The sequence below is a fragment of the Hydrogenophaga sp. genome (assembly GCF_036675665.1).
Lineage (GTDB): Bacteria > Pseudomonadota > Gammaproteobacteria > Burkholderiales > Burkholderiaceae_C > Hydrogenophaga.
In genome coordinates, this window is record NZ_JAKFEO010000099.1 from 36,476 (window position 1) to 48,399 (window position 11,924).

At 69.7% G+C, this 11,924-nt stretch carries 13 protein-coding genes; 7 read left to right on the forward strand and 6 right to left on the reverse strand.

Annotated features, from left to right (window positions below; translation table 11 throughout):
* Positions 1–57: 57 nt before the first annotated feature.
* Genes V6M63_RS22155 through V6M63_RS22165 form a run of 3 tightly spaced genes read left to right on the forward strand, consistent with a single transcriptional unit; the run spans position 58 to position 2,571 of the window.
* Positions 58–765: an SDR family oxidoreductase gene (locus V6M63_RS22155; protein ID WP_332745427.1), complete on the forward strand. Its 708-nt coding sequence runs from the start codon at positions 58–60 to the stop codon at positions 763–765.
* Complete coding sequence (locus V6M63_RS22160) at positions 762–2,120, forward strand: MATE family efflux transporter (RefSeq protein WP_332745428.1); 1,359 nt, start codon at positions 762–764, stop codon at positions 2,118–2,120. The genes V6M63_RS22155 and V6M63_RS22160 overlap by 4 nt, the downstream gene beginning before the upstream one ends.
* 34 nt (positions 2,121–2,154) lie before the next feature.
* Complete coding sequence (locus V6M63_RS22165) at positions 2,155–2,571, forward strand: PaaI family thioesterase (protein ID WP_332745430.1); 417 nt, start codon at positions 2,155–2,157, stop codon at positions 2,569–2,571.
* 15 nt (positions 2,572–2,586) lie between these two features.
* On the opposite strand, the gene V6M63_RS22170 is transcribed toward V6M63_RS22165, so the two are convergent.
* The 3 genes from V6M63_RS22170 to V6M63_RS22180 all read right to left on the reverse strand — a co-directional run bounded on the left by V6M63_RS22170 (position 2,587) and on the right by V6M63_RS22180 (position 5,067).
* Positions 2,587–2,955 (reverse strand): thioredoxin domain-containing protein, encoded by a 369-nt coding sequence (locus V6M63_RS22170; protein ID WP_332745432.1) that lies wholly within the window; start codon positions 2,953–2,955, stop codon positions 2,587–2,589.
* 5 nt (positions 2,956–2,960) lie between these two features.
* Positions 2,961–4,229: a c-type cytochrome gene (locus V6M63_RS22175; protein ID WP_332745434.1), complete on the reverse strand. Its 1,269-nt coding sequence runs from the start codon at positions 4,227–4,229 to the stop codon at positions 2,961–2,963.
* A gap of 97 nt (positions 4,230–4,326) precedes the next feature.
* On the reverse strand, positions 4,327–5,067 hold the full coding sequence (locus tag V6M63_RS22180) for a c-type cytochrome (protein WP_332745436.1): 741 nt from the start codon (positions 5,065–5,067) through the stop codon (positions 4,327–4,329).
* 79 nt (positions 5,068–5,146) lie between these two features.
* On the opposite strand from V6M63_RS22180, the gene V6M63_RS22185 reads away from it, so the two are divergent.
* On the forward strand, positions 5,147–6,586 hold the full coding sequence (locus tag V6M63_RS22185) for an aminotransferase-like domain-containing protein (RefSeq protein ID WP_332745438.1): 1,440 nt from the start codon (positions 5,147–5,149) through the stop codon (positions 6,584–6,586).
* A 10-nt stretch (positions 6,587–6,596) separates the two neighbouring features.
* On the opposite strand, the gene V6M63_RS22190 is transcribed toward V6M63_RS22185, so the two are convergent.
* Complete coding sequence (locus V6M63_RS22190; protein WP_332745440.1) at positions 6,597–7,040, reverse strand: PACE efflux transporter; 444 nt, start codon at positions 7,038–7,040, stop codon at positions 6,597–6,599.
* 84 nt (positions 7,041–7,124) lie between these two features.
* On the opposite strand from V6M63_RS22190, the gene V6M63_RS22195 reads away from it, so the two are divergent.
* Positions 7,125–8,078 carry a LysR family transcriptional regulator gene (locus V6M63_RS22195; RefSeq protein WP_332745442.1) on the forward strand — a complete coding sequence of 318 codons (954 nt, stop codon included), beginning with the start codon at positions 7,125–7,127 and terminating at the stop codon, positions 8,076–8,078.
* On the opposite strand, the gene V6M63_RS22200 is transcribed toward V6M63_RS22195, so the two are convergent.
* On the reverse strand, positions 8,050–9,297 hold the full coding sequence (locus V6M63_RS22200; protein ID WP_332745444.1) for an MFS transporter: 1,248 nt from the start codon (positions 9,295–9,297) through the stop codon (positions 8,050–8,052). The genes V6M63_RS22195 and V6M63_RS22200 overlap by 29 nt on opposite strands.
* 183 nt (positions 9,298–9,480) lie before the next feature.
* Here V6M63_RS22200 and V6M63_RS22205 point away from each other — a divergent pair, with 183 nt between their 5' ends.
* The gene (locus V6M63_RS22205; protein WP_332745445.1) at positions 9,481–10,035 is read left to right on the forward strand and encodes a hypothetical protein; all 555 of its coding nucleotides are present in this window, start codon (positions 9,481–9,483) and stop codon (positions 10,033–10,035) included.
* 22 nt (positions 10,036–10,057) lie between these two features.
* Here the strand turns inward: V6M63_RS22205 and V6M63_RS22210 are convergent, their stop codons facing one another.
* Positions 10,058–10,897: a class II aldolase/adducin family protein gene (locus V6M63_RS22210; protein WP_332745577.1), complete on the reverse strand. Its 840-nt coding sequence runs from the start codon at positions 10,895–10,897 to the stop codon at positions 10,058–10,060.
* Between the two features lie 136 nt (positions 10,898–11,033).
* On the opposite strand from V6M63_RS22210, the gene V6M63_RS22215 reads away from it, so the two are divergent.
* The gene (locus V6M63_RS22215; RefSeq protein ID WP_332745447.1) at positions 11,034–11,918 is read left to right on the forward strand and encodes a LysR substrate-binding domain-containing protein; all 885 of its coding nucleotides are present in this window, start codon (positions 11,034–11,036) and stop codon (positions 11,916–11,918) included.
* Positions 11,919–11,924: the final 6 nt, after the last annotated feature.

The following is an 11,924-nucleotide window of genomic DNA, read 5'->3' on the forward strand; positions in this document are numbered from 1 at the left end:
GAATATGACGATCGTCATAATCTAGGCCGCCGCCGCAGTCAACCCGGAACCTGAACCATGCAACTCCACAACGCCACCGTTCTCATCACTGGAGCCAACCGAGGCATCGGTCTGGCCTTTGCCCGCGAGGCGCTGGCGCGCGGCGCGCGCAAGGTCTACGCCGGCGCGCGCAACCCGGCCAGCGTGACACTGCCCGGCGTCGAGCCGATCGCGCTCGACGTGAACAACGCCGAGCAGGTGGCCACGGCCGCGCGGCACGCTGGCGATGTGACGCTGGTGATCAACAACGCCGGCATCGCCTCCCTGGGCGGCTTCCTCACGGCGGACAGCCTCGAGGCGGCGCGCAGCCAGATGGAGACCAACTTCTTCGGCCCGCTGCGCGTGAGCCAGGCTTTTGCGCCCGTGCTGGCGTCGCAGGGCGGCGGCGCGATCCTCAACGTGCTGTCGATCGCGAGCTGGATCAACTCGCCGATGCTGGCCGCGTACGGCGCGAGCAAGTCCGCCGCCTGGGCGCTGACCAATGGCCTGCGCAACGAGCTGCGCGCGCAGGGCACGCAGGTGCTGGGCCTGCACATGGGCTTTGTGGACACCGACCTGACGCACGGCCTGGAGATGCCGAAGTCGACGCCCGAAGAGATCGTGCGCCGCGCCTTCGACGCGCTGGAGGCCGGCGCCGACGAGGTGCTGGGCGACGAGATCACGCAGCAGGTCAAGCGCGGCCTGTCGGCCGAGCCGGGTGTTTACCTGCGAAGCCCCACGCCATGAGTTCGGTGCTTGCCCAGACCCGCCTGCAGCAGATGCTGCACGCGCCGCTGCTGCCCACACTGTTTCGCCTCGCCACGCCCAACGTGATGGGCCTGTTCGCGGCCACGATCGTGATCGGCTACGACGGCTACATCCTCGGCCTCTTGGGCGCGGATGCGCTGGCCGGCATCGCGCTGGTGTTTCCGCTGTCGATGCTGATGCTGCAGATGTCGGCCGGCGGCATTGGTGGCGCCACCACCGCGGCCGTGGCGCGCGCGCTGGGGGCGGGGCGCAGCGAAGACGCGAGCCGTCTGGCACAGCAGGCGCTGTTCATCTCGGCGGCGCTGGCAGCGCTGTTCATGCTGGCGCTGCTGGGCTTCGGGCGCAGCATCTTCGGTGGCATGGGCGGGCGCGGCGCCGCGCTGGAGGCGGCGCTGGCGTACTCGAACGTGCTGTTCAGCGGCGCGCTGATCATCTGGTTCACGAACGTGCTGGCCGCCGTGGTGCGCGGCGCGGGCAACATGGTGTTGCCCTCGGTGCTGCTGCTGGGCACGGCGCTGCTGCACCTCGCACTGGCACCGCTGCTGGTGTTCGGCTGGGGGCCCGTGCCGGGCATGGGTGTGGCGGGTGCCGCTGTCAGCACGCTGGTGGTCAACGCGCTGTCTGCGGCCGTGATGGTGGCCTGGCTGCTGCGCCGCGATGGTGCCGTGCACCTGCAGCGCTCGCCCTGGCGCCTGCATCTGCCGCTGCTGCGCGACATCCTGCGCGTGGGCTTGCCGGCGTCCCTGAGCCCGGTGATCAGCAACGCTTCCATCGCCGTGGCCACGGCCTTTGTGGGCAGCTATGGCACGGCCGCGCTCGCGGGCTACGGCGTGGCGGCGCGGCTGGAGTACATCCTGGTGCCGATCGCCTTCGGCTTTGGCACCGCGCTCACCGCCATGGTCGCCACCAACATGGGCGCGGGTCAGTCGGCGCGCGCGGTGCGCGTCGCCTGGGCCGGTGGTGCGGTGGTGGCGGCGATCACGGGCGCCATCGGCGTGGTCACCGCCCTGGCGCCTTCGCTGTGGATGGACCTGTTCACCACGGATGCCGCGGTGCTCGCGCTGGGCGCCACCTACCTCAACATCGTGGGCGGCTGCTATGCCTTCTTCGGCCTGGGCCTCGCGCTGTTCTTTGCGTCGCAAGGCGCGGGCCGCATGTTCTGGCCGCTGGCCGGCAGCATGGGCCGCCTGGTGATCCTGGTGGTGGGTGGCTGGCTGTGCGTGCATGTGTTCAAGACCTCGGCCAGCGGCCTCTTCGCCGTCATTGCGTTCAGCCTGGTGGTCTACGGCTCCACGCTGGCCATCGCCATCCGCCTGGGCAGCTGGACCCGATGACACTCGCCATTCACATCCACCACAGGAGACTTTCATGACCAACCTCGCCGACGAATTCAACCAGCGCGGCGCCGGCGCTCTGCCCGGCCACCTGGGTCTGGTGATCACGCACGTGAGCCCGCAGGAGGTTCGCTCCGAGCTGGCCGTGACGCCGACCACCATGGCGCCCAACGGTTTCCTGCACGCGGGCAGCGTGGTCACACTGGCCGACACCAGCTGTGGCTATGGCTGTGTGGCCAACCTGCCCAAAGAGGCCAAGGGCTTCACCACCATCGAGCTCAAGAGCAACCACCTGGGCACGGCGCTGGAGGGCACCATCGATTGCGTGGCCACGCCCGCCCACCTGGGTCGCACCACGCAGGTGTGGGACGCGGTTGTCACGCACCGCGAAACGGGCAAGACGATCGCGCTGTTTCGCTGCACGCAGATGGTGCTGTTCCCCAAGGGCTGACGCCGGGCCGCCGGCTCAGCCCGCCAACCGGCCCGGCGGCGCGGGCACCTGCCGAAGCCGCGCGAAGACCTCGGCAGCGGCTTCATCGGGCGGCTGGAGCGCGTGCGTCACGCGGCCCAGCGCGAAGGGTTGCAGGAACGCCCTGAACCGCGCGGCGTTGCCGGGCGCTTCGCCAAAGAAGACCAACTGCTCGCCCAGGCCCACCAGCACGGTGGGAAAGGTGGTGATGTCCAGCGCCTGCACCAGCTCCGCATGGTCCTCGACGTCGATCCACAGCCAGGTGGCCGAGGGATGCTCCAGCGACAGGGCCTGGAAGTCGGGCGCCAGGTCGCGGCAAACATGGCACCACTGAGCGCAGAGGCCAACGATCCAGGGTGTCGGCATGCGGCTTACTTTCCTGCCATGTTTCGGAGCTGCTGCACGTCGAGCACGGAAACCGCCGGCGCGTCGTTGCCCCACGCGCTCCTGACATAGGTCAGCAGGTCGGCGATGTCCTGGCCGTTCAGCTCGAGCACGAAGGGCGGCATGCCGAAGGGGCGCGGATGCCCCGCCGTGCTGGGGCCGAAGCCGCCGTAGAGCACCGCCTGCACCAGGTTGGCCGGCACGCCCTGCAGCACCGTGCTGTTGCCCGCCAGCGCGGGGTAGGCCCAGGCGCCATCGTTGCCCCGGGTGCCTTGCCCCTGCGCGCCATGGCATTGCGCGCACTGCTGCTCGTAAATCCTGGCGCCCTGGGTCAGCGCTTTGTCGGACCGCGCTTCGGTCGTCGTCAGCACGCGGCTGCGGGTCACGGGGAGCGCTTGGAGGTGCACCGCCATGGCGCGCAGGTCGCTGCTCTCCCAGTGCTGCGTGCTGTGCTGCACCACCTCGGCCATGGGTCCGGTGACGATGTGCGTGCCGCTGCGCCCGGTCTGGAACAGCGCCACGATGTCGGCCACCTCGCGCTCCTGCACGCCGCCTTCGGCGGGGTCGAGCAGCGAGGGCGCGTACCAGCCCTGCGCCGCCATGAACCCGCCGGCGAGCGACAGCATGTCGCTGCTGCCGCCCAGGGCGTTGCGCGGCACGTGGCAGGCGCTGCAGTGCGCCAGCCCATTGACCAGGTAGGCGCCGCGTTGCAGCTCGTCCACCGGTGCCGCAGTCACCGTGTCGTCGGGCCGGAAGTACAGCGCGCGCCAGGCCTTGAGCGCGGCTTGCGATCCCAGGTACCGGCCCAGGGCGTTGCCCGGCACGGTCGATGCCACCGGCGCCAGGCTGCGGAAAAACGCGAACAGGGCGTCGCTGTCGGGCCGCGTGACGTGGGTGGTGTTGGTGTACGGGAAGGCCGGGTTCAGCAGGCGCCCGTCGCGCGATTGCCCATGGTGCAGGGCGCGCCAGAAGTCGTCGGCGTTCCAGTCTTTCAGGCCGGTGCCATCGGGCGTGAGGTTGCTGCTGTACACCGTGCCGAAGGGTGTGCCGATGCCGCGCCCGCCGGCGAATGCGGCGCCGCCCCGCTCGGTGTGGCAGCCCTGGCAGTTGCCCACCAGGGCGAGGTAGCGGCCGCGCTCGATGGTGGCGGTGTCGTCCAGGCGGGCGGTCGTGCTCAGGGGCTGCACGGGCACGGGCCGGGATGGCCACAGCAGCCAGGCGCCTGCGCAGATGAGCAAGACCAGCAGAAGACCCATGGCCAGGGCGCCGCGTCGGCGGGACGGATGCGCGCTCACTGGACTACCCTCCGCGCTGCGCGCTTCGGGACGAGCGCTTGGGAGCGGCCCGGCGCGCTCATGGCCGCACCGCCTTCACCGAGGCCGGTGCCACGGGTGGCGTGAAGCTGCCGCACTCCAGGGGTGGCTGGGTGCCGGTGGATGCCACCGGCGCGGCGGACGGCGGCACCGGTTGCGCGGCCAGCCAGGCGCTCACGGCGGCCACGTCCTGCACCGGCAAGCGGCGCGCGATGGTGGCCATGCAGTCGGGCGACTGGGCCTGGCGGGTGCCGTTGTGCCAGGCGCCGAGCTGCGCGTTGATGTAGTCCGGGGGCAGGCCCAGCAGCCCGGGTGCTGCGGGCTGCGCGCCGGTGAGTGCCGCCCCGTGGCAGGCGGTGCAGGCGGGCACCTGCCGCGATGCATCGCCGCGCAGCGCGAGCTGCTCGCCCCGCTGCAGCACGGCGGCCGGCGCGCGCGCAGGCAAGGCCGGCGCGTGAGGCAGGTCCAGCGATGCGAAGTGGTGCGCGATCTCCCACAGGTAGGCGTCGCTCAGCGGATCGACCATGCGCGCCATCAGCGCGTGTCGGCGCTGGCCGCTCTGGAAATGCTTGAGCTGGTTGTACAGGTAGCCCGCCGGCTTGCCGGCGATGCGGGGGTAGTAGCCGTCGGGGCGCGCGCGGCCCTGCTGGCCGTGGCAACTGGCGCAGGCCTGCACCCGCTGGGCCAGGGTGTCTTCAAAACGGGGGGCGGGTTGTGCGGCGGCGCCCCACGGGATGCACGTGGCGAGCAGCAGGGCGATCAGGGCTGGGATGGGAAGCATGTGGGTATCCTCACACAATTCATCTGATCTGCAAGACTCAGATGAATTGAAAAATGACCAGATCAGATGGTGCGATCCGATGAACAGCTTTCGCGTGCCCCGGTACCAGCAACTGGCCGACGAACTGGCCGCGGCCATCCGCGGGGGCGTGTTGCGCCCGGGCGAGCGCCTGCCCTCGGTGCGCGAGACCCGCCAGCAGCGCGGCATGAGCCCGTCCACCGTGTTCCAGGCCTATGGCCAGCTGGAGGCCGAGGGCCTGGTCGAGGCGCGGGCGCGCTCCGGGTTTTATGTGCGGGCCACGCGCCGCGCCGTGCGGGGCGGCCCCCAGGTGGCCGCGCCGCGCAGCGAGGCCACGCCGGTGGCCATCAGCGAGCTGGTGTTCGATCTGCTGGGGTCCACGCGCGACGCCGATGTGGTGCCGCTCGGCTCGGCGTTTCCGGCCGCGCACCTGTTTCCCTTCGACGAGCTGGCCCGCTGCGGTGCGCGCGCCATGCGCGGCCTCAACCCGGCCCAGATCACCGGTGCGCTCACCGCTGGCGACGAAGGGCTGCGCCAGGCCTTGCGCCGGCGCTGCGCCTTGCAGGGCATGGCGCTGGCGGACAACGAGCTCATCATCACCAACGGCGCGATGGAAGCGCTCAACCTCTGCCTGCAGGCGGTCACCCGGCCGGGGGATGTGGTGGTGGTCGAATCGCCCACGTTCTATGCCGCCTTGCAGGCGCTGGAGCGCCTGCACCTCAAGGCCGTGGAGGTGGCCACCGACCCGCGAGACGGTGTGGACCTGGAGGCCTTGAGCGGGCTGCTGGATCGGCATCCGGTGGCCGCCTGCTGGTTCATGCCGAGCTTTCAGAACCCGCTGGGCGCGCTGATGTCGCCGGTCCGCAAGCAGGCGCTGGTCGACCTGCTCGCGCGCCACCGCGTGCCGCTGATCGAGGACGACGTGTATGGCGAGTTGTATGCGGGCTCGCTGCGCCCGCCACCGGCCAAGGCGTATGACCAGAGCGGCGGCGTGCTGCACTGCTCGTCGTTCTCCAAGTGCCTGGCGCCCGGCTACCGGGTGGGCTGGGCCGCCGCGGGGCGGTACGCATCGCAGGTGGAGCGGCTGAAGATGACGACCTCCTTGGCCAGCGCCCTGCCGACCCAGCTGGCGCTGGCGGACTACCTGGCCCAGGGCGGTTACGACCGCCACCTCAGGCGCCTGCGCGAGTCCCTGTCGGCGCAGCGCAAGCACGCGCTGCGGCTGATCGAGCGGCACTTTCCGCCCGGCACGCGCACCACACGGCCCGAGGGTGGCTACTTCATCTGGCTCGAACTGCCACCTTCGGTGGACGCCCTCGTGCTGCACCACCGGGCCCGCGCGCAGTCCATCAGCACGGCGCCCGGCGCGCTGTTTTCAGCCGACCGGCGTTTCACCCACCACCTGCGCCTCAATGTCGGGCACCCGGGCGACGGTCGTGTGGACGCGGCCTTGCGCACGCTGGGCGCGCTGGCCACCGAGATGGCCCGATCGGTGCGCTGAGCGCGAGGCATCAAGGTGCCTGGATCGCCATGCCTTTCGTGGCCGAGGCCGGCAGACCGAACACTTCGTCGAAGGCCCAGTTGAAGGCGAAGGTGTAGACGAGGAAGAAGACCACCAGGGCCATGTCCATCACCAGCGCCTGCCACAGGCTCACGCCCAGCCACCAGGCGATCAGGGGCACCAGCATGGCGACCAGGCCGACCTCGAAGCTCACCGCGTGCAGCACCCGCCGTTTCACGCTGCGTCCGGTGGTGGCCTGGCGGGCCTCCCACCGTTCAAAGAAGGTGTTGAAGACGAGGTTCCAGACGACCGCCACGGACGAGGTGGCGATGGCCAGCGTCCCGCTGTCCAGCAAGCTGTGGCCCGACATGAGCATCAAGCCCCAGCCAGCGAGTGCGATGGCCACCACTTCATACAGGCTGATGTACACCACGCGTCTCCAGATTCCCTGCACAGCTCGTCTCCGTTGTTTCAATGGCCGCACTGTATGTCGTTCTGATTGATACTAAAAGTCAGCTTCTATCAGGAGAACTGACAGATGAAATTTGACTTCGAATCCCTCAAGGTGTTTCTGGCGGTGCTGGACCACGGCTCCTTTTCGGCCGCGGCGCGCTCGCTGGGCAAGGTGCCGTCCGCGGTGAGCATGGCGATCGGCCATCTGGAAGCCGACCTGAACCTGGTGCTGTTTGACCGCAGCGGCCGCGAGCCGCGTCCCACGCCGCAGGCAACGGCCCTGGTGCCGCAGGCGCGCATGCTGGCGGAGCAGTTGCTCAAACTGGACACGCACGCGCTCTCGCTCACCCAGGGGCTGGAGCCCTGCCTGACCATCGCGGTGGCGCCGGAGCTGCTGGCGGCCACGCCGTGGAGCGCGGCGCTGGTGCAGCTGTCGGCCGAACACCCGCTGCTGGAGGTGGAGGTGCTGGCGGCACCGCAAACCGACGCCCTGGGCATGTTGCACAGCGGGCGGGCCCACGTGGCCCTGGTGTTCGAGCGCGCCAGTCTCGATGCGCGCGAGGGCTTTCAGGAGGTGGGGCGCGAGATTCTGGTGGCGGTGGTGGCGCCCACCCATCCGATGCTGCGCGGGCGCAAGGCCACGCGTGGCGTGCGCGAGGACGACCTGGCCGTGGAGCGGCAGATCATCGTGGCCGGCCGGCATTCGGTGGACGTGGACGAGCGCATCGTGATGTCGCGCCACCAGTGGCGCACCGACACCCCGGTGGCCGCCATGGGGCTGGTGATCGCCGGGCTGGGCTGGGCGTGGTTGCCGCAGGGTTTTGTGCGCGCGCCGCTGGCGGCCGGGCAACTGGTGGAGATTCCGCTGGAGAACTTCAGCAACGCCATGCCGCTGTGGGTGGACGCGGTCTGGGCGAAGGCACAGCCGCTGGGGGTGGCGGCGCGGCGTTTCCTGGAGTTGCTGGACGGCGTGCGCCGTCAGGGCGCGCAGCCGGGCAAGGCCGCCGTGATCAAGCGCCGGCCAGCTGCGCGCGGGTGATGCGGCGCACCCGGAAGTAGAGCCACAGCGCGATGCTCATGTTGAGCAGGTTGAAGGCGATGCCGTTGAGGAAGGCCGCGTGGTAGCTGCCGGTCAGGTCGAACACCCAGCCCGACATCCAGCCGCCCAGCGCCATGCCCACCAGCGTGGCCATGATCACCGCGCCCACCCGCGCGCCGGCTTCTTTGGGCGGGAAATACTCGCGCACGATGATGGCGTACGAGGGCACGATGCCGCCCTGGAACAGGCCGAACAGTGCGGCAATCAGGTAGAGCGAGACCAGGCCGTCGAACGGCAGGAACAGCAGCAGCGCGACACACTGCAGGGCCGAGCCCAGCAGCAGCGTTCGGATGCCGCCGATGCGGTCGCAGATCCAGCCCGAAAGGAGCCGGCTGGCGATGCCGCAGAACAGCATGAGGGACAGCATCTCGGCGCCGCGCGCCGCGCCAAAGCCCAGGTCGGTGCAATAGGCCACGATGTGCACCTGCGGCATCGACATGGCCACGCAGCAGCCCACGCCGGCCACGCACAGCAGGGCCATCGCGTGGTTCGGGCTCAGGCCGAACGGGCGGCTGGTGTCGGGCGCTGCTTCACCCACGCTCACCGGTGCGGTCACCACCAGCGGTGGGCGCTGGCGCATGAGGTTGGCCAGCAGAAAGATGCCGGTGCCGCACACCACGCCCAGGATCACGTAGGTCTGGCGCCAGCCGATGGTCGATATGCCCCACTGCACCAGGGGTGGCCACACGGTGCCGGCCACGTAGTTGCCGCTGGCCGCAATGGCCACCGCCATGCCACGCCGCTTGTTCCACCACAGCGCGGTGTCGGCCAGCAAGGGTGCAAAGGTGGACGAGCTGCCCAGCATGCCCAGCAGCAGCCCGTGCGCCAGGCCAAAGGTCCAGATGCTGCCCGACCAGGCCGCCCAGATGAAGCCACCCGCCACCGCCACCGCGCCCACGCGCAGCACCGGCGTGATGCCGTGGCGGTCGGCCAGTTTGCCGGTGAACAGGCCGCCGATCCCCAGGCAGATCATCATGAGCGTGTAGGGCAGGGCAGCGTCGGCCCGGCCCACGCCGAACTCGGCCTGCACCGCGGGCAGCACCACCGCCACCACGTACATGCCGCTGTTGCCCAGCGTGACCAGCGCGAGGGTGGTGAGCAGGCGACGCACGGCCACGCGCGAGTCGATCAGGCTGGGGTCGGCAGGGGTGTGGGGCATGGCGCCCGATGCTACGCCGTGCGTGTGAGCGCGCTTGTCACGCGCGTTGCTGGCTTGTGTGCGTTGGGCAACGTTCGAAACCGAACAGACCCCACGCGCTGGCTGGCCGATGCTGTGGACGTGGATCCCTCAAGCGGCCTGGCGCCGCTCCACGCAACTCCGTCAACATTGAAAGGGCTCCCCATGAAAACCACTTCCCATTCTCGCGCCGTGCTGTTGGTCAGCGCTTGTCTGTGGGCTCCGCTGGCCGCACAGGCCGCCCCACCCACCAAGGCCGAATACGCTGCCGCCAAGACCACGATCAGCGCGGACTACAAGGCCGCGAAGGCCGCATGCGACAGCCTCAAGGCCAATGCCAAGGACATCTGCATGGAAGAGGCCAAGGCCAAGGAAAACAACGCGCGCGCCGAGCTGGAGTTCAGCGTCAGCGGCAAGCCGGCCGATGGCATCAAGGTTCAGACCGTCAAGGCCGATGGCATTTACGAGGTGGCCAAGGAGCGCTGCGACGACCTGAACGGCAACGCCAAGGACGTGTGCAACAAGGAAGCGAAGGCAGCGCACGTGGCCGCTCTCGCCGCCGCCAAAGCCTCGAAGGCCACGGCCGAGGCCCGTGCCGACAGCAAAGAGGAAGTCAACGAGGCCAAGTACAAGGCAGCGGCTGAAAAATGCGATGCCATGTCCGGTGATGCCAAGGACGCCTGCATCAAGGCCGCCAAGGCCGCCCACGGCCAGCGCTGAACGTCGCGCCGCTGGCGCCGCTTCAGTCGAACAGGTCGGGCTCGCTGCGCACCAGGTCGTTCCAGATGGCCTGGAAGTGCAGCCAGCCGATGTACTCGCTGCCCACGTGTTCGCGGCTGTAGCGCGCGCGCTCGGCGGGCACCAGGCGCGGGGTCGCACCGGTGGCCATCACGGCCAGTTGCTGCTGGCAGCAGCGCTCGAGTGCGATGAACCAGAACGCCGCGGCCTCGATGCTGTGGCGGCTCGCGGTGAACAGGCCGTGGTTCTGATGGATCGCGGCCTTCACGCCCTTGAACCAGTCGGCCACTTTCAGGCCGGCCTTCACCTCCACCGCCACCTGGCCGGCTTCGTCACCAATCACCACGTGGTCCTCGAAGAACGCGGCCGCGTCCTGCGAGATCGGCTGCAGCGGCTGGCCCAGTGAGGCGAACGCCGTGCCGTGAACCGTGTGCGCGTGGCACATGGCGATGATGTCGGGGTGCGCCTCGTGCACCGCCGCGTGCAGCACGAAGCCGGCGCGGTTGACCGCGTGGCGACCTTCCACCACCTGGCCCTGGTGGTCCACCAGGATCAGGTTGGACACCTTCACCTGCGCGAAATGCACCGCCATCGGGTTGGTCCAGTACAGGTGCGGGTGCTCGGGATCGCGGATGGTCAGGTGGCCGGCGAAGCCGTAGTCGAAGCCCTGGCGCGCAAACGCGCGGCAGGCACCCGCCAGGCGCTCTTTCAGGTACTGGCGCTCCTGCGCCACGTTGTCGAACGTGGGGATGCCGGGGTAGATCAGGCCGGGCTGGTCGGGCTGGTAGATCGAGACCTTGAGGTCGGTCAGCGGGTCGTGCCGGTATTCCTTCTGGCCCGGCATCGAGAGCTTTTCAAGCACGGCGGACATGGTGTCTCCTCGGGTGGTGATGAGCCGCCATGGTGGGCCAGGGCGCTTGCATTGACAAACGATGAATGCTCATGGAAGCATGAGCCAGTTTCATCTGAAAGCCCATTGCATGAGAAATCTTCCACCGCTGGCGCGGTTGCGCACCTTCGAGGCCGCCGCGCGCCTGCAGAGTTTTGCGCTGGCAGCGCTTGAGCTGCACCTCACCGCCTCGGCCATCAGCCACCAGATCCGCGACCTGGAGCGGCACTTCGGGCGCGCGCTGTTCGAGCGCCGCCACCGCCAGGTGCAGACCACGCTGGAGGGCCGCCGCCTGTTCGAGAGCCTGGGCCGATTGTTCGACGCGCTGGAGGCCACCTGCGCCGAGGTGCAACTGCCCATGCACGACGAGGTGCTGGCGGTGCATTGCGCGCCCAGCCTGGCGCTCAAGTGGCTCGGCCCGCACCTGCCCTCGTTCCTGGCGCGGCACCCCTTGATCAACATCCGCCTGACCACCGGCGCCGACCCGGTGGACCTGGGCGTGGTGCGCGACATCGATGTGGCGCTGTCTTACGGTGTGGCTCGCCACAAGCCCGGGCTGGATGTGATCTCCCTCGGTGACGAGCGCATCGCACCCCTGGTGTCCCCCGCCTTGCTGGTGGCCAGGGAGCGCCCCGCCCAGGCAATCCGGCGCCTGTCGCTCATCGACTCGCAGCTCAGCCCGGTCGGCTGGGCCGAGTGGTTTGAGCTCAACGGTCTGGAGCTGCCCGTGCGCCCCCGGCCATCGTTCGACCGCGCGGCCATGGCGATTGCCGCCGCGGTCGACGGCATGGGCGTGGCGCTGGAGAGCACGCGCCTGGCGGCGCGCGAGATCGAGCGCGGCGAGTTGGTGGTGCTGGGTGAGCGCAGCCTGCGCAAGATCGTGCGGCCGGTGCACTTTCTGAGCGTGCGCGCCACCGACCGGGCGCGGGCGCCGGTGGTGGCGTTCGTGCAGTGGGTGCAGGCGCAGACGACCTGAACCCCG